Genomic DNA, 17,515 nt, shown 5'->3' on the forward strand with positions numbered 1-17,515 from the left:
CCGGGACGGCGCGATGCTCGCAGCCTTGAGGCTGTCGCTTGCCCGCGTCCCGGGCAGGCCCGTTACACTTGGACGGCCTTTTTTCCTAGCCGGCCTGCCATGCTGACCGACCTTCCGTCTTCCGCCTGCGGCAACGGGGCCTTCGATGCGCCGCCGGCCCCTCCCTCGCCGGACATGGCCTGGCGGCAATCCCCTTGCGCTGCCTTCATTTGCGATCCGCAAGGGGTTTTCACGCACGTGAACGAGGCTTTCGAAGCGTTGACCGGTCATACGGCCGCCGAGCTGGCGGGCCGGCTGCGCCACACGGACCTGCTGCGCGACTGTCCCGAGCGCGCCGGCCCGGCGCTGGCGGCGTGGGCAGGGCAGGGCGGCGCCGCGCCGCTGCACCGCGCGTGTACCTGCCGGCACAAGAACGGCAGCCGTTTGCCCCTGATGTTGGCCATGCGGCCCGCGCACGATGCGCAAGGGCGCTGTTGCGGCCTGCTGGGTACGCTGCTGCCGCGGGACGAGGCATCGCCCGACCTGTCCCTGCTATGGCGCCTGCCCGAGCACCGCGCCGGGGCCGGCCTGCCCAACCAGACCTGGCTGGAAGAGCGCCTGGCGCTGAAGATAGCGCGCAGCCGGCAGGGCCAGGGCCGTTTTCTGCTGGCGCTGATCGAGGCGGACAAGCTGGACCGCGTGCGCGATTCGCTGGGCGCCGAGGCCCTGGCGTCCACGCTGGGCATGGTGGCGGCCCGGCTGCGCGCGCTGCTCGGACCCGGAGAGAGCCTGGCCTGCGTGGACGAGAGCCGGTTCGCGGTACTGAGCGAGGCGCACGAGGACGATTTCGCGCACCGGGTGCGCCAGTGGCTCAGGCAGCTTGCCTTGCCCTGCGGCGGCGGCGCGCTGGCCTTGCGCCTGACCGCCAGCGCCGGCTTGTGCCGGGGCGAGGGCACGGCCGAGCCCGCCGCCTTGCTGCGCCGCGCCAGCCTGGCGTTGGCCGCGGCGCGCCAGGACGGCGGCGGGCAGCTGCGCTGGTTCGAGCCGGGCATGCAATCGCGCGCGGTCGGCCGCCTGGAACTGGAGAGCCTGCTGCGCGCGGGCCTGGACAAGCAGGAGTTCAGGCTGGTGTTCCAGCCCCAGCTGCACCTGGCCTCGGGCGAGATCCGGCTGATGGAGGCGCTGGTTCGCTGGCAGCATCCGGTCCGCGGCACCGTCAGTCCCGCCGAGTTCATCCCCGTAGCCGAGCAAAGCGGCCTGATCCTGGACCTGGGCGCCTGGGTGATGGACCAGGCTTGCCGCCAGGCCAGCCAGCTGCTGCGCAAGCTGGGCAGCACGCCCATGGTGTCGGTCAATGTCTCGCCCGTGCAGTTCCAGAACCAGGACCTGCCCCAGGTGGTGCAGCGTTGCCTGCAGGCTCACGGGCTGCAGGGCAGGCACCTGGAGATCGAGCTGACCGAGGGCGTGCTGCTGGGCGATACCGAGGCTGCGCTGCAGACGCTGGATGCCTTGCGCGAACTGGGCGTGAGCGTGGCCATCGACGATTTCGGCACCGGCTATTCCAGCCTGGCCTACCTGACGCGCATGCGGGCCGACCGCCTGAAGATAGACCGTTCCTTCATCGTGCGCATGCTGCACGATACGCGCAGCGCCGCCATCGTCAGCGCCGTCATCGCCATGGCGCACGCGCTGGGGCTGCGGGTAACCGCCGAAGGGGTGGAGACGCAGGAGCAGGCCGACAAGCTGCAGCAGATGGGCTGCGACGAAGTGCAGGGCTATTGGTTCTCGCGGCCCTTGGCAGCCGAGGCCCTGGCCCACGTGCTGGCGCCGCTCTAGCGATCCGCTGCGTATAACGCGGCGCGCGGCGCGGGCAAGCACCCGGGCGGCGCATGCGATAGTATCGTGTCCCCTTGTCCGAGCCCGGGAGCATCGCCATGACACTGCAAACGATTCTGCGCCATCTGGCTGGCTGGCTGGCCTGCCTGCTGGCGCTGGGCGCCGCCCAGGCACAGCCCTTGCGCATAGGCGTCATCCCCAGCGTGGCCAACGAAGCCACCGAGATCGCCATCGAACAGGCGCGCCAGCAAGGGCTGGACGTGCGGCTGGTGGAATTCAGCGACTGGGTGCTGCCCAATATTGCCGTGGCCGACGGTTCGGTGGACGCCAACTTCTTCCAGCACGAGCCCTTCATGCTGCAGTTCAACCGCAATCGCGGCGCGAACCTGCAAGCCATCGCCTACGGCTATTCCACCACCATCGGGCTGTTCTCCAAGAAGCTCAGGCGCGGCGACGAAATCCCGCAGGGCGCGACCATCGGCATCCCTTCCGATCCGGTCAACACCAGGCGCGCCCTGCTGCTGCTGCAGTCCATGGGCCTGCTGCAGCTGCGCGAAGGCGTGGGCCACGAAGCCTCGCAGGCCGACATCGTCGCCAATCCCCGCCGCATCAAGCTGGTGCCCATCGAAGGGGCGCAGGCCGCGCGCACCTTCGACGACGTGACCGCATCGGTCACCTATACCACCTTCGCCAAGCACGGCGGCCTGGACGAAAAGGACGGCCTGGCCTTCGACAACACCGATATGGACAGCCTCAAGCGCTACGCCATCCGCTGGGTGACCGTGCCCGAGCGCGCCCAGGACCCGCGGCTGCTCAAGTTCATCCAGATCTACCAGCAATCGCCCGAGGTCAAGCAGACCTTGCGCCGCCTGTATGGCGAGCTGATCGATTTTCCCTGGTAGCGGCGCCATGAGGGTGCTGGTGACTGGCGCATCGGGCTTCATCGGCGCGCGCCTGGTGCAGGAGCTGGCCCGGCGGCCTGGCTATGAAGTGCGCGCCGCGCTGCGCCATGCAGGCGCCGCGTCGCTGCCCGAGGGCGTGCAGGCCTGTGCCGTCGGCGAACTTTCCGGGGCCACGGATTGGCGTGAAGCCCTGGCGGGCGTCGATTGCGTGGTGCATCTGGCCGGCCGGGCGCACGTGCTCAAGGAGTCCGGCCACGACCCGCTGCAGGCATTCCGGACTGTCAACACCGCGGCTACGCTGGGCCTGGCCGAGCAGGCCATGCATGCCGGCGTGCGGCGCCTGGTTTTCGTGAGCTCGATCGGCGTCAATGGCGCCCGCACCGCCGGCATGCCGTTCGATGAGAACGCGCGCTGCCAGCCGGCGGCCGACTATGCCGTGTCGAAGTTCGAGGCGGAGACCGGCTTGCAGCGGATGCTGGCCGGCCAGGCCATGCAGTGGGTGATCGTGCGCCCGCCGCTGGTGTATGCGGCCCATGCGCCGGGCAATTTCGGCCGGCTGCTCCGGTGGGTGCGCCGGGGCGTGCCGCTGCCGCTGGCGTCGGTGCGCAACCGGCGCAGCATGGTGGCGCTGGAAAACCTGGTCGATTTTCTGATTGCGGCGGCCAGCCACCCTGGCGCGGCAAACCAGGTGTTCCTGGTGGCCGACGAAGCGGCCCTGTCAACACCGGCCATCATCCGGACGCTGGCGGCGGGCATGGGCAGGCCGGCGCGCCTGTTTCCGTTCCCGCCGGCCGGCTTGCGGCTGGGCGCCGCGCTGGTGGGCAAGCCGGCGATGTGCCGGCAATTGTGCGATGACCTGGTGGTGGATGCTTCCAAGGCCCGCCGCCTGCTGGGGTGGCAGCCAGCCGTGGACGTGCGGGAGGCTTTGCAGGCGGCGGGGCGGCGATATCAAGGTGAGGCAAGCCACAGTGCCTGAAAATCGAATGAAAGCTGCCGCTGATGGCGGATCGAAAGCAGGAGTACCGAACTGCTGACCCGTGCATACAGCAGCAGGTAATGCGTCATTACGTACTCGTGCAGCTGGATCTCCCCGGCGAGGGTGCCAAGTTGCTTGTGCAAGCGAGCCATGCTGTTGGCGACCTCGACCGAACGTACGGGGCGCTCCAGGAGCAAACGGCCCATGCCGGGGAAGTTCTCCAGGTTCGGAATAACGATATCCGTTAACTCGTCCAGCAGCGCATCGAAGGCGTGCGGGACCTCAGCTTGCGCCAGGAAAGTTTCGATTTCTTCAAGATTTCGCTCGAAGTTGGCGGTGAGTTTGACGGTATGCTGGACTGTCACGATGCCGTGCTGGGTGTCAGCCAGCGGTCTTGGCAGCACGGCGACGCTTGATGGCGGACAGGGTGCTGTGTGCGTCCTTGACCTTGCCCGCAGCGACATCCGCGAGGCCTCGACCGGCGTCGTCGAGCAGCAGCAGGTGGATGCGTTCGCGCTCCAACTGGTGGTAGTAGTCCAAACGGTGGGCGTCGATGAGGGCTACGTAGCTCTCGCCGTTCTTGGTGATGATCTTTTCGGCACCAGCCTTGACTTGGTCGGCCAGTTCAGACAGGTTTGCCCTGGCTTGCGACAGCGGAATCACGTCAACGGCGGAGATAGCCATATCCGGCTCCTTCAAGGCTTGCGCAAAGTTTAGTACATTATACGCGCCCTAAAATTGGCTGGAAAGATGGAAGCGAAGGGACTCACCCCCGCAACTGCCCATCGCCTTCCAGCACCCATTTGTAGGTGGTCAGCCCCTCCAGGCCCACCGGCCCGCGCGCATGCAGCCGGTTGGTGGAGATGCCGATCTCGGCGCCCAGGCCGTATTCGAAGCCGTCGGCAAAGCAGGTGGGCAGGTTCACGTAGACCGAGCTGGAATCGACCTCGCGCTGGAAGCGCCGCGCCGCCGCCAGGTTCTCGGTGACGATGGATTCGGTGTGGCCCGAACTCCAGCGCGCGATGTGGTCCATGGCCTGCTCGATGCCGTCCACGACCCGGATCGCCAGGACCGGGCCCAGGTATTCGGTGGCCCAGTCCTCGTCGGTGGCCGCCAGCGCGCCGGGCAGCAGCTGGCGCGTGCGTTCGCAGCCGCGCAGTTCCACGCCGTGGTCGGCCAGCGCCTGGCCCAGGCCGGGCAGCAGCGCCGCGGCGACTTTTTCGTGCACCAGCAGCGTTTCCATCGCGCCGCACACGCCGTAGCGATAGGTCTTGGCGTTGAAGGCGACACGGTGGGCCTTTTGCAGGTCCGCCGCCTCGTCGACGTAGACATGGCAGTTGCCGTCCAGGTGCTTGATCATCGGCACGCGGGCCTCTTCGGCTAGGCGCTGGATCAATCCCTTGCCCCCGCGCGGTACGATCACATCCACGTATTCGGTCATGGTGACCAGATGGCGCACGGCCTCGCGATCCGCGGTGTCCACCACCTGCACCGCGGCCTCGGGCAAGCCGGCGGCCGCCAGGCCTTCCTGGATGACCTTGCCCAGCGCCAGGTTCGAATGCAACGCTTCCTTGCCGCCGCGCAGGATGGTGGCGTTGCCCGACTTCAGGCACAGCGCCGCGGCATCGATGGTGACGTTGGGACGCGATTCGTAGATGATGCCGATCACCCCCAGGGGCACGCGCATCTGTGCCACGCGCATGCCGTTGGGGCGCACGCTCGAGGCCGAGAGGCTGCCCACTGGATCGGGCATGGCGGCGATCTGCTCAAGGCCCAGGGCCATGGTGTCCAGGGCGCGGTCCGAGAGCGTAAGGCGGTCGAGCAGGGCAGGGGCGAGGTTGCCGGCGCGGGCAGCTTCGAGGTCGCGGGCGTTGGCGGCCTTCAGGGTGGCGCGCTGGGCTTGCAGCGATCGGGCGATGGCGCGCAGCGCCTGGCTTTTTTCCGCGTCGCTGGCCCGGGCCAGCCGGCGCGAGGTCTCGCGGGCTCGGCGGCCGATCTGCTGCATCGATTGGTATAACGGGGTAGTCATGCGCTTTTTTCCGGTATGGACGGCGCGGTCTTGCGCGCCAGCTGGCCTGCAAGTGTACAGATTCTGCCCGCCCGGCGAAGGGGAGCGCCGGGGCGAAAGCCGCCGGAGGGCTCGGGTACAATCGCCGGTCATTTTCCTGTTTCTGCCCTTATTCCAGACCTGAGCACGTCTTTTCTCCCCTCATTGATTGATCAGGTACAGGGTCGGGCATGAATTTCTGCGGATTCATGAGGTCATGGCACTCGCAATGAACATGCCGGGCAAAATGGTGCATTGCCGATGAAGCTGGTGTTGGGGTCGGAGTCGCTGCGGCCGCCATTGACCGGCATCGGAAACTATACGTTTCATCTGCTGGCCGCCTTGCTGCGCAAGCCGCAGCTCGAACGCATCGATTGTTTCTCCGACGCCGGCTGGGCAAGCGCGGCGCAAGCGCTGGCGGCCTGCGAACGCATGAGTGCCGCACCCGCGGCCGGCCAAGGCTGGCTCGCGGGCCTGAAGGCAGGCTTGCGCAGCCTTCCGTTTGCCTATCCCCTGCGGGCAAAGGTGCGCGAGCTGCAGTACGCCCGGCGCTCCGGTGCCCTGGCCGACTGGGTCTATCACGAACCGAACTTCATTCTCAAGCCGCACCCCGGGCCCAGCGTGGTGACGGTGCACGACCTCTCCTTCGTGCACTATCCGGCTTTTCATCCTCCCGAGCGGGTGCGCTGGCTCAACCGCGAATTGCCCGGCACGCTGGCGCGGGCCTGCCATGTGCTGACCGTGTCCGAACTGGTCCGCCAGGAGTTGATCGAACAGTTCGCCGTGCCTGCCAGCAAGGTGAGCGCCACCCATCTGGGCGTCTCGGCGCATTTCCGCCCCTGCATCCAGACGGACAAGACGCTGCAGGCCTACGGCCTGGAGCATGGCCGGTATCTGGCCTTCGTCGGCACCCTCGAGCCGCGCAAGGGCCTGGATGTGCTGCTCGATGCGTATCTCCAACTGCCCGCGGCGCTGCGCCGTGCCTATCCCTTGGCTATCGCCGGCGCATCGGGCTGGCAGAACAGCGCCTTGCTCGGGCGCATGGAGCGCCTGCGGCGGACCGGCGAAATCCGCCTGCTCAGCTACCTCCCACTGGCGGACTTGCCTGCCTTCTATTCGGGGGCGGCGGTTTTTGTCTACCCTTCGGTCTACGAAGGCTTTGGCCTGCCCGTACTGGAAGCCATGGCTTGCGGGGCCCCCGTCGTGATAGCGGCAGGCACGGCCATGCAGGAGTTCTGCGGCGTGGCTGGCACGACGTTTCCGGCCGGCCAAGGCGAGGCCTTGGCGCAGGTGCTGGGCGGGCTGCTCGAAGATCCAGTCCGCCGGCAGGCCGCGGGCCGGGCCGGGCCGCGCATCGCCGCGCGCCACAGCTGGGACCGGTGTGCAGAGCTGACGATCCATGCTTATGAACATGCTGCAAAAGCCTAAACCCCGGACTGGGATCGGTGCCACGGCGGATGCCCGCGTCGCGAACAAGGGGATGCATCCATGAAAGTGCTGCATTTCTACAAGGCATTCGGCGGCAAGGAGCGCGGCGGGGTGGCGCATTTCATCACGCACCTAGCACACGTCACCACCCCGCTGGGTGTGGCGCATACCGTGCTTTCGCTCGAACCGCGGCCGCAGCCCGCGCGGGTGACGCCCGACTATGTCCAGCACCATGCCAAGGAGGATTTCCGCCTAGCCTCGACCAGCGTTTCCTTTTCGGCGGTCGGCAAATTCTCGGAGCTGGCGGCCCAGGCCGACGTGGTGCACTACCACTTTCCCTGGCCTTATATGGACGTGGCGCACTTCCTGGCCCGTGCGCAAAAACCAAGCATCGTGACCTACCATTCGGACATTGTCCGCCAGCGTTTCTTCAACAGGCTGTACCAGCCCTTGATGCGGCGGTTCCTGGGCAGCGTGGACGCAATCGTGGCCACCAGCCCCAATTACCTGGCCAGTTCGTCCGTGCTGGCGCAATTCCGGGAAAAAACCGAGGTCATTGCCCTGGGGATTGACCAGGCTCTCTATCCCGAGCCAGACGCCTGCAAGGTGGCGGCGCTTCGCGAACGCTTTGGCGGGCGTTTCTTTCTTTTCGTGGGTGTGCTGCGCTACTACAAGGGGCTGCATTTCCTCATGCAGGCGCTGGCCGGCTGTCCGTGGCCCGTCGTGCTGGCCGGCGGCGGTCCCGAATTGCCACGCTTGCGCGCCATGGCTGACTCGCTGGGCTTGAAGAACGTCCATTTCATCGGCGAGGTGAGCGAGCAGGAAAAAATGGACTTGCTGCAGGCCTGCCATGCTTTCGTCTTTCCGTCGCATCTGCGTTCGGAGGCATTCGGCATCAGCCTGCTCGAGGCCAGCATGCTGGGCCGCCCGATGATCAGCGCAGAGATCGGCACGGGAACCAGCTTCGTCAACCGGGACGGGGAAACGGGGATCGTGGTGCCGCCGGCCGATCCGGCAGCCTTGCGCCAGGCGATGCGCATCCTGTGGGAGTCACCCGAACTGGCGCAGAAGTATGGCCGCGCGGCGCGGGACTGGTTCGATGCTTTGTGCGGCCGGGCGTACTTCGGGCGGCAATACCTGGCGCTTTACGAGCGGGTGTGCGCGACCGCCGGAGGCCGACATGCAAAGGGCAGCTGCACGGGACGCTTCAGTTAAAATCCGCAGGGCCGGCAGGCGCTGCGCCATTGTCTGATGCGAATCGGGCAATGGCGATTCTTCTTTCAAACAGGCGAGATCACGTGCACGCTATGGAAAAGGGTTTTTACCGAGCGTTCGAGGACAGGCACCGGGGCCCACGCGAGGTGGTGCGGCAGCGGCTCGAGTGCTATGTCCCTTTCCTGCAGGCCTGGCGTGCCGAGCCCGGCACGCATGCCCTGGCGGACCTGGGCTGCGGCCGCGGTGAATGGCTGGAACTGGCGCAAGAACTGGGTTTTGCCGCGCAAGGGGCCGACTTGGACACGGACATGCTGGCGGCCTGTCGCGAGCGCGACTTGACGGTGCACGAGACCGATGCGCTGGCGTGGCTGGCAGGCCTGCCTGCGCAAAGCCAGGCTATCGTATCGGCTTTCCACCTGGTCGAACATATCGAGTTCGACGCCCTGCGGCAGTTGGCCGCCGATGCTATGCGCGCGCTAGCGCCCGGGGGCTTGCTCATTCTGGAGACGCCCAATCCCGACAATCTCGTGGTGGCCTCGCGGGATTTTTACAGGGATCCCACGCACCGCAAGCCCATTCCTTCCGACCTGCTGGCCTTCGTGGCCGAGCATGCCGGTTTTGCGCGCGTGAAGATCATGCCACTGCACGAGCGCGCCGATCTACGCGAACGCGAGCAGGTTGGCCTTCAGGAAGTCATCGACGGCGCCAGCCCCGACTATGCCGTCATCGCGCAGAAGGGAGGCGATGCCGACTTCCTGGCCGGTTTCGATGCCGCTTTCGCCATGAAGTCGGGCTTGACCACCGAGGCGCTGGCATTGCGTTATGACGCCCAGTGGCATCAATCCAAACGCGAGATCCATCAGGCGATCCAAGGCCTGGGAGAGCAGTTGCGGACACAGCATGCGCAGATGGAAGCTCGCCTGGCGCAGGCCCAGCAGGCGCATGCCTTAGCCGTTGCCGAGCTGCAGGCAATCAGGCAAAGCAGTTCCTGGCGGCTGACCGCGCCGCTGCGCTGGAGTGTGGAGCAGGCGCGCGCCTTGCGCGAGCAAGGGCTCAGGCAAAGGATGCGGCGCGCGGCCGTGCGTTTCGGACGCCCAGCCGCGGCGCGACTGAGCGCTTTACTGCATGCGCATCCAGTGCTGCGCGAGCGCAGCGCGGCCTGGGCCGTGCGCCTGGGCTTGCACGAGCCCTTGCGGGCTTTGTACCACCGCATACAGCATCAAGCCCGTATGCACCGCCATGGCCAAGCCGTGGCGCAAGGCGGCCAGCATATGACGCCGCGCGCGGGCAGACTGTACGCGCGGCTGAGCCAAGCCATGGATTCTTTGCGCAAGGACGATCGATGAGGGTAGTAATAGATATGCAGGGCGCCCAGACCGCCAGCCGGTACAGGGGCGTCGGCCGATATGCCTTGTCGCTGTGCCGGGCCCTGATACGACTACGCGGCGAGCACGAGGTGCTGCTGCTACTCAATGGCGCCTTCGAAGAGACCCTCGGTCCGTTGCGCGAAACTTTCGCGCCAATGCTGCCGCCAGGCAGTATTCATGTATGGTTTCCACCCGGCCCGGTGGCTGCCCACCAGCCGGCCAACGCCTGGCGCCGCCACGCCGCTGAACTGAGCCGCGAGGCCGCACTGGCCAGCCTAGCGCCGGATCTCATCTACGTTCCCAACCTTTTTGAAGGCTTCGTGGATGATGCGGCCGTCAGTATCGGCCGTCTCGATACCGCCACGCCGGTGTGCGTCACGCTGCACGATCTCATTCCCCTGCTCAATCCCGAGCAGTATCTGCACGATTCGGTTTTCGAGGCTTTTTATCGCGACAAGATCGCGCAATTGCAGCACGCGGCCTTGCTGCTGGCCAATTCCGATTCCACCCGGCAGGAAGGCCTGACGCACCTGGCCTTGGAACCTTCGCGGATCGTCAATGTCTTCGGGGCGGTGGATGGCGATTTTGCGCCGCTGCGGCTGACCCAGGCCGAAGGCCTGGCCGAACGCACGCGGCTCGGCATCGACCGGAACTTTATCCTTTACACGGGCGGGGCCGACCGGCGCAAGAACCTGCCACGGCTGATCCAGGCATACGCTGCATTGCCGGCCGCGTTGCGCGCGACGCATCAGCTGGTTTTTGCCGGCCATTTTTCCGACGCCGAGGCACAGGCGTTCAGGGGCCAGGCGCACGCCGCAGGCTTGCGCAAGGGCGAACTGGTACTGACCGGTTATGTTTCGGACCAAGATCTCGTGCTGCTCTACAACTTGTGCGAGGTCTTTGTCTTTCCGTCCTGGCACGAGGGCCTGGGGCTGCCGGCCATGGAGGCCATGCGCTGCGGGACGGCGGTGATCGGCGCCAATACATCGAGCTTGCCGGAAGTCATCGGCTGCCGGCAGGCACTCTTCGATCCGCACTCCACCCAGGCCATGACCGACAGCCTGCAGCGGGTGCTGACCGATGAGGCGTTTCGGCAGTCGCTTTGCGAGCACGGGCTGGAGCGGGCTGCCACGTTTTCCTGGGACGACAGCGCGCGCAAGGCGTGGCAGGCTTTCGAAGGCTGTGCGGCGTGGCAGACAGAGGGGCTAGCCGATACGGCCGGTACGAAGCCTGTGCTGGCTTACGTTTCGCCCTTGCCGCCCGAGCGCAGCGGTATCTCCGACTACAGCGTGGAGCTGCTGCCCGCGTTGGCCAGGTATTACCGTATCGAGCTGGTGGTGGACCAGGACAGCGTCGATCGCAAGGCGCTTGCGCCATTGGCTGAACACGGGGTGCAGCTGCGCGACGTGGCTTGGCTGCGCGCGCATGCGCACCGTCTCGACCGGGTGTTGTACCAGGTAGGCAATTCGCCCTTGCACCGGCACATGTTCGCCTTGCTCAGAGATATTCCCGGCATGGTGGTGCTGCACGACTTCTTCCTCAGTTCGGCCAAGTCATGGCTGGAGGTCGAGGCGGGCGAGGAGGGCGCCTGGGTGCAGGCCCTGTACGAATCGCATGGCTATGATGCCGTGCGCGCCCGTTTTCACGAGCCATTCGACCAGGTCAAGCTGCGCTACCCGGCCAGCTTCGAGGTGCTGCAGCATGCGCGCGGGGTGGCCGTGCATTCCGAGTATGCCCGGCAGCTGGCCATGGACTGGTATGGCGCCAAGGCCGCTGCCAGCCTGCATTACGTGCCGCTGTTGCGCGCGCCGGTGGCGCAGGCGCAGCAGCGCGCCCAGGCGCGCCGCGAACTGGGCTGGGCCGCTGACGACTTCGTCGTATGCAGCTTCGGCTTTCTGGATGCCACCAAGCTGAATCACGTCTTGCTGCGCGCCTGGCTTGACAGCGCCTTGAGCACCGATCCGCGCTGCAGGCTGGTGTTCGTCGGAGAAAATCACGGCGGCGACTATGGCCGGATGCTGGCCGAGACCATCGCGGGCTGCCAGGCCCCGGAACGCGTGCAGATCACGGGTTGGACGGACCTGGACGGATTTCGCCGCCATCTGGGCGCCGCCGACCTGGCGGTCCAACTGCGCGCATCATCGCGTGGCGAGACGTCCGGAGCGGTGCTCGACTGTCTGAATTTTGGCCTGCCCACCATCGTCAATGCCAACGGATCCTTTGGCGAGCTGCCGGCCGATGTGGTGGAAATGCTGCCGGACGACTTCGATCCGCAGCGGTTGGCCCAGGCGCTAGAGGCGCTTTGGAATCATCCCGCCCGGCGCCAGGAGATGGCGGTGCGGGCCCGCGAGTACGTGGCACAGCGGCACCACCCGGACCGCTGCGCGAAGGCCTATATGCAAGCCATGGAAGCGTGCTACCGCCAGGGGCGGTTCGCCGATCCCGCGGCCGTTCTGGACAGCGTCCTGCGCCATGCCGAGGATGGGCGTGCTCCGTTGCCTGACGATGCCGACTGCCAGGCCCTGGCGCAGGCGCTCGATGCCTCGATAGGACTTCGGCATCGCGCGCCAGTGCTGTACGTGGATGTGACCGGCACGGCGGACAACGATCGCCGCACAGGCATCGAGCGCGTGACACGCGCCCTTTGCTTGGCCTGGCTCGACGGGGCGGTGCCCGGCTTGCGCGTGGAGCCTATCAGGCTGAGCCATGAGGCGGGCGGCTGGGCCTACCGTCATGCTCGCGCTTATACCCTGGCGCTGCTCGAGTGCCCGCCGCACGCGTTGGCGGACGATCTGGTGTCGTTCCGCGCGGGCGACACGCTTTTGGTCGCCGATCTGTCGGGCGAGCGCTTCGTCCAGGCCGGCGAGCAAGGACTCTTGCGCCGGCTCGGCGATATGGGCGTGCAGGCCTGGGCCATCGTGCACGACATTCTGCCGGTGACGCTGCCGCAGTATTTCCCGCCGGACGCCGATGCCGGGCACGTGCGCTGGCTGGAGCAGGTCGTCAAGCTCGATGGCGCGGTTTGCGTCAGCCGTACCGTGGCCCAAGAGCTGAGCAGCTGGGTACAAGCGCACGCTGCTGCGCGGTCGGACCGATTCGGCATCGAATGGTTCCATCATGGCGCGGACCTGGACCAGTCGGCGCCTACGATGGGCCTGCCGGACATCGCGCCCGTCGTGGCACAGGCCTGCGCGCAGCGGCCGACGCTGCTCATGGTGGGCACCATCGAACCTCGAAAAGGCTATGCGCAGGCACTATCGGCTTGCGAGCTGCTATGGTCGCGCGGCGAAGATTTCAATCTGGTCATTGTCGGGCGAGAAGGCTGGACCGATCTGCCGGCTGCAGCCCGCCGTGATATTCCCCAGACCGTGAGGCGCCTGAGGAACCATCCGCAAGGCGGGCAGCGCCTGTTCTGGCTGGAAGGCGTCAGTGACGAATACCTGGAGCAGCTCTACAGCATGGCCAGCGGGCTGCTGTTCGCGTCCTGGGGCGAAGGTTTCGGTCTACCGCTTATCGAGGCCGCGCGCAGGGGGCTGCCGCTGGTATTGCGCGACATCCCGGTGTTCCGGGAAATCGCCGGCGAACGGGCGTGGTACGTTTCCGCGGGTCGAGGTGAGGACGCTGCGATGGCTCAGTCCCTCTCGCAGTGGCTGGCGGCGTTCCGGGCGGGCGAGCATCCCGGCTCGCAAGGCCTGACATGGCAAACCTGGGCCGACAGCGCCCGCCAAGTCGCCAGGGCTTGCCTGCCGCGCACGCAGTGAAGGGGCGGGCGCAGCCGCCTTGGGGCGGGTTAGACCAGAGGGATGCGGGGGGCCGGAGTGCCGGATAGCTGGGACCACCAGAAAGCCCCTTCTTTGACGAAGTCGCACTCCACCGCCTGCAAGGCGCCGTGGGCGCCGTCGTAGGTCAGCCAGAAACCGATTTCGTCGCCCGGCGCAATGTCCACCGGGAGGACGTAGCGAGGAGTATCCCATGCCACCTGCAGTCCTTCCTGCCCGATGAAATGCAGCGAGAACCGCAGCGCGCCTTCGGCGGCGCAAGCAATGGCTACTGAACCGGTATTTTTCAGCCCTATCTTGATGCGCCAGCCGTGGCCAGGCTGGCGCAGCGTTTGGCCTGGCGTCACCGTAAAGCGGATGTCCCGCGCTAGCGCCTCGTCCACCTGGCTGTGCTGGTCCGGAAGACCGCTGTCCGCTTCCCTGGCCAGGAAGGTCATTCCGCGCAAGGACGGAAAATGGCCGATGATCCGCAGATTCAAGGCGCAGGCAAGGCGATAGACGTTCTGCGAATCGCGTACCGAATCGTGCACGACGTAGAAATCGGCCGCGGGGGCATGGGCGATGATCTGTTCGGCCACCAGCGAACGGTTGTAGGTGCCCTGCGGAGAATCTAAAAAGATCATTGAGCGCCGGGACCGGGCGGTGACGCCTTGCGCTGCTGCTTGGACGGCGGCTTCGTCGAAGCCGCTGGCGGTAGAGAAGGGCGTGATGGTCACCCGGCATCCGTGCCGCCTGGCGAAATCGCTCCAGGGGCCTTCCCAGCCTTCTATGGCGATTTGCTGTTGGACCAGCCGCTTGAACAGCACGGTTGTGTAGCCGGCGCCGAATTCCAGTACCGAATCGATGTTATGGGTCTTGATGAAGTCCCGCAGCAGCTTGTATTCCGGGGCTGACAGATAGGCGTTGCCGCAGCGCAGGCCGTTCCATTCGAACTGGCTGTCGGCCGAGGAAAGCGCGATCGACACCGCCGAGGCCGCGTCCGCGCCAAGCAGGGAAACTTCCTTGCCCGGCGCCAGCGGCTCCGTCGAGGAAAGCGATCCCAGGGCCCTGATAATCGGCAGGCGGAACTGGGCGGCGGCCTGCGGGTCGAGTCGCCAGAGGAAGCTGGCGGCCTCCAGGAAACCGGTATCGTCCTCACCCAGCGCCTTGGCGATGGGGCGCAGCACTTCAGCCGGCAGCGAGGCCAGGAACGCGTCGATCCCGTCGATGCCGGCGAAATGCACCAGTCTTAGTGTCGCGCCCGTGGCGTTGCTGCGTAGCCTGCCGTCATCGTCGGCATGGCAGTCGAGCCGGCCCTGATGCGTGAAGCCCTGCCAGTTGTATTCGTGCTCCGGGACAAAGTCGACCTCCAGTCCCTGTTGGGCCAATTTCGCGCACAAATAATGGTTGTCATGGAGCTTGCCCGGAATGATGTAGCGCAGCCAGTCCTCGTCGCTGGCGGCGCTGGTGCGCAGACTCTCGAAGAAAGTACCCAAGCCTTGCGGCACGGCGAATACGCCGCTATTGAAGTAGCGTTCGCCCGAGAGCGCCGGGTCGTTGACCCAGGGGTATGCCTTATCTTCGATGAAATCGCAGCCGCTGAGGTCGTCGCGGCAGGCCGTGAACCGCTCGACCCGGCACAGGGCCTGAAGCGGTTCGAGCACCACGATGTCGCCGTCCAGATAGATGAATCCGCCCTGTTGGGCGGCATGGGCGTAAGCGTAGAACTTCGCCCGCTTCACGCCCAGGGTGGCGATTTCGGGCAGTATGTGCATCCTGGCGCCGTGGGCGGCCAGCCTGGGCGCGAGCTCGTCGGATTCCCCGTAGACTGTGATTTCCGCATCGGGATGCACGCGTCTTACGCTGCGTACCAGGCGGATGGTGTGCCTGAGGTAGTTCGAAGTCGTGATGCTGATCACGCGCAAGGTCATTTCGTAGCCTCGAAAGTCGGGTTGAGGTCGACTACCCCGCCAAACCGGCTTGGCCCGTCGCCAATGATCTCCAATACCTCCGCATTGATGATGTTCAGCAGGTAGCGGTCGAACGCGCCTGCACCCCCGCCCCCGGCAGCCACGCCGATGCACAGGCCGTATTGCCCGACCTGCAGCGGCAGCTTCATCTTGAACGATACCGAGCAGTATTCTCCTTTTTTCAGGGAGACGGGCTCGCGGTTCATCGCATGCGAATTGCTGTTGAAGATGGATATCGCAAGATTGTTTCTGATCGATATGCCGAAATAGAGGTCATCCAGGTCGGTGAGAGCCTGGATCGTGTAGCGAATCAGGACCGTATCCCCGATGGTTACCGAAATGGTGGGTTCGCCCCTTGCGTTAAATACGGCAAAATCGGTCAGTACCACTTCCTGCGTATCGATCTGTGCGTGCGTATCGCGAAATCCCTTTACCGGCTTGCCGCTGGCATGCTTGGATCCTTGGCCCGTGCCCGCAGACCGCTTGTCGGAGCCTGCGGACGCCTGGTTGGCTTTCTCCAGCAGCAGGCCGTTATACCGGTCGATGACAGTTTCCGGGTTGCCTATCATCGAGATGCTACCGTTTTCCATCAGGATAGCCCGGTCGCACAAGGCCTTGATGGAGGTCGCGTCATGCGAGACGAACAGCAGGGTGGTGCCTTGGTTCAGAAATCCATGAATGCGGTTGAAGGCCTTTTGCGAGAAGTATCGGTCGCCTACCGACAAGGCCTCGTCGACGATCAGAATATCGGGCCGTACCGCAGTTGCCACGCTGAACGCCAGCCGGACCTGCATGCCGCTGGAATAGATGCGCACCGGCTGGTCGATGTAGTCACCGATCTCGGCGAACGCTTCGATGTCGGGCATCAGACGGCCGATCTCCTCGGCGGAATAACCTAGGAGCTGCCCGGCCATGAACACGTTCTGCCGTCCAGTGAAGTCCGGGTGAAATCCCATTCCTAGTTCGAGCAGAGCCGCGATGCGGCCGTTGATCTGGACGCTGCCGGTGGTGGGACGGGTCGTGCCCGTGATGATCTTGAGCAAGGTGCTCTTGCCTGCGCCGTTGACGCCCACGATGCCCACCGCCTCGCCTTGTGCCACGGTGAAATCGATCTCTTTGAGTACCCAGTGCAACTGATGGCGCGGCTTGCGCACGGGGCTGAGCCATTCTTTCAGGCGCGCCCAGCGGGAGGGGTACTGTTTGTAGGCTTTGCCCAGGCCGGTGACGGTAATGCTGCTGCTCATCAGAGTTCATCCACCATTTCGCTTGCATGCTTGCGGAACAGCCAGAACCCCAACAGGCAGAACGCGACGGCAAGCACCCCGGGCAGCACCAGGTTCTGCCACGCCGGCCATTTGCCCTGCACCAGTATGGTCTGGCAGGCCTCGAGCAGGTTGGCCATGGGATTCAAACGCATGAGGCGCTGCGCGATGTTGGGCAGGATGCTGATGGGGTAGACGATGGGTGTGGCCCAGAACCAGAAGTTCAGCACGATGCCGAACAGTTGACCTACGTCGCGAAAGAAGACGTTCAGCACGCCCAGGGTCATGCCCAGGCCGATCGAGAATGTCACGAGCACCAGCAGGATGGGAATCAGCCCCAGAATGGGGATGCCGGGAAAGTTGCTGGTGATCAGCAGGAATGCCGTAAACAGCGAAAATATAATCGCAAAGTTGACCAGCGAGCCGATGGTGACGACGATCGGCAGACACAGGCGGGGGAAATTGAGCTTCTTGAGCAGGTTGGCGTTTTCTATGAAGGTGTTCTGCGCGCGCGAGGTGATTTCCGAGAACAGTCCCCAGTGCAGCAGTCCGGCGCATAGGTAGATGCTATAGCTGAACGTGCCGGTGGCATCAGGCAGGCGGGCGCGCATGACCTGGGAGAAGATGACCGTGTAGATCACGATCATCGCTAGCGGTTGCAGCACAGGCCAGGCGGCGCCCAGCAGGGAATTGCGGTATTTGGCCTGGAATTCGCGGCTGACGCTGCCCTTGATGAAACCCCTGTAGGCCCAGACGGCCTTGAACATGTTAATGA

Annotated in this window: 13 protein-coding genes; 7 read left to right on the top strand and 6 right to left on the bottom strand. The window is 65.5% G+C overall.

Going from position 1 to position 17,515, the window contains the following annotated elements; translation table 11 throughout:
• The first annotated feature begins 99 nt into the window (after window positions 1–99).
• The 3 genes from V8Z80_RS06030 to V8Z80_RS06040 all read left to right on the top strand — a co-directional run bounded on the left by V8Z80_RS06030 (window position 100) and on the right by V8Z80_RS06040 (window position 3,693).
• Window positions 100–1,815, top strand: coding sequence for a sensor domain-containing protein (locus V8Z80_RS06030; protein ID WP_336061352.1), 1,716 nt, complete (start codon window positions 100–102; stop codon window positions 1,813–1,815).
• Between the two features lie 98 nt (window positions 1,816–1,913).
• The gene (locus V8Z80_RS06035) at window positions 1,914–2,717 is read left to right on the top strand and encodes a MetQ/NlpA family ABC transporter substrate-binding protein (RefSeq protein ID WP_442951942.1); all 804 of its coding nucleotides are present in this window, start codon (window positions 1,914–1,916) and stop codon (window positions 2,715–2,717) included.
• Window positions 2,718–2,724: 7 nt separating this feature from the next.
• Complete coding sequence (locus V8Z80_RS06040) at window positions 2,725–3,693, top strand: NAD-dependent epimerase/dehydratase family protein (protein ID WP_336061353.1); 969 nt, start codon at window positions 2,725–2,727, stop codon at window positions 3,691–3,693.
• Here V8Z80_RS06040 and V8Z80_RS06045 read toward each other — a convergent pair.
• The 3 genes from V8Z80_RS06045 to V8Z80_RS06055 all read right to left on the bottom strand — a co-directional run bounded on the left by V8Z80_RS06045 (window position 3,666) and on the right by V8Z80_RS06055 (window position 5,722).
• Entirely contained in the window at window positions 3,666–4,058 is a 393-nt protein-coding gene (locus tag V8Z80_RS06045; protein WP_336061354.1) for a type II toxin-antitoxin system RelE/ParE family toxin, read from the bottom strand. The genes V8Z80_RS06040 and V8Z80_RS06045 overlap by 28 nt on opposite strands.
• A gap of 16 nt (window positions 4,059–4,074) precedes the next feature.
• Window positions 4,075–4,377, bottom strand: coding sequence for a type II toxin-antitoxin system Phd/YefM family antitoxin (locus V8Z80_RS06050; RefSeq protein WP_336061355.1), 303 nt, complete (start codon window positions 4,375–4,377; stop codon window positions 4,075–4,077).
• A gap of 82 nt (window positions 4,378–4,459) precedes the next feature.
• Window positions 4,460–5,722: a glutamate-5-semialdehyde dehydrogenase gene (locus V8Z80_RS06055; RefSeq protein ID WP_336061356.1), complete on the bottom strand. Its 1,263-nt coding sequence runs from the start codon at window positions 5,720–5,722 to the stop codon at window positions 4,460–4,462.
• Between the two features lie 279 nt (window positions 5,723–6,001).
• Here V8Z80_RS06055 and V8Z80_RS06060 point away from each other — a divergent pair, with 279 nt between their 5' ends.
• Genes V8Z80_RS06060 through V8Z80_RS06075 form a run of 4 tightly spaced genes read left to right on the top strand, consistent with a single transcriptional unit; the run spans window position 6,002 to window position 13,511 of the window.
• A complete protein-coding gene (locus V8Z80_RS06060; protein WP_336061357.1) occupies window positions 6,002–7,168 on the top strand; it encodes a glycosyltransferase family 4 protein in 1,167 nt (388 codons plus the stop codon).
• A gap of 60 nt (window positions 7,169–7,228) precedes the next feature.
• Window positions 7,229–8,383, top strand: a complete 1,155-nt coding sequence (locus V8Z80_RS06065; RefSeq protein WP_336061358.1) for a glycosyltransferase — start codon at window positions 7,229–7,231, stop codon at window positions 8,381–8,383.
• Window positions 8,326–9,729, top strand: a complete 1,404-nt coding sequence (locus V8Z80_RS06070; RefSeq protein ID WP_336061359.1) for a class I SAM-dependent methyltransferase — start codon at window positions 8,326–8,328, stop codon at window positions 9,727–9,729. Before V8Z80_RS06065 ends, V8Z80_RS06070 begins: the two co-directional genes overlap by 58 nt.
• 14 nt (window positions 9,730–9,743) lie before the next feature.
• Window positions 9,744–13,511, top strand: a complete 3,768-nt coding sequence (locus V8Z80_RS06075; RefSeq protein WP_336061360.1) for a glycosyltransferase — start codon at window positions 9,744–9,746, stop codon at window positions 13,509–13,511.
• A 29-nt stretch (window positions 13,512–13,540) separates the two neighbouring features.
• On the opposite strand, the gene V8Z80_RS06080 is transcribed toward V8Z80_RS06075, so the two are convergent.
• The 3 genes from V8Z80_RS06080 to V8Z80_RS06090 are packed head-to-tail and all read right to left on the bottom strand — an operon-like array spanning window position 13,541 to window position 17,507.
• Complete coding sequence (locus tag V8Z80_RS06080; RefSeq protein WP_336061361.1) at window positions 13,541–15,439, bottom strand: hypothetical protein; 1,899 nt, start codon at window positions 15,437–15,439, stop codon at window positions 13,541–13,543.
• Complete coding sequence (locus tag V8Z80_RS06085; protein ID WP_336061362.1) at window positions 15,436–16,722, bottom strand: ABC transporter ATP-binding protein; 1,287 nt, start codon at window positions 16,720–16,722, stop codon at window positions 15,436–15,438. Before V8Z80_RS06085 ends, V8Z80_RS06080 begins: the two co-directional genes overlap by 4 nt.
• Window positions 16,722–17,507: an ABC transporter permease gene (locus tag V8Z80_RS06090; protein WP_336061363.1), complete on the bottom strand. Its 786-nt coding sequence runs from the start codon at window positions 17,505–17,507 to the stop codon at window positions 16,722–16,724. The genes V8Z80_RS06085 and V8Z80_RS06090 overlap by 1 nt, the downstream gene beginning before the upstream one ends.
• Between the last annotated feature and the right edge of the window lie 8 nt (window positions 17,508–17,515).

It is taken from the genome of Orrella sp. JC864, assembly GCF_037026685.1.
Classification (GTDB): domain Bacteria; phylum Pseudomonadota; class Gammaproteobacteria; order Burkholderiales; family Burkholderiaceae_B; genus Orrella.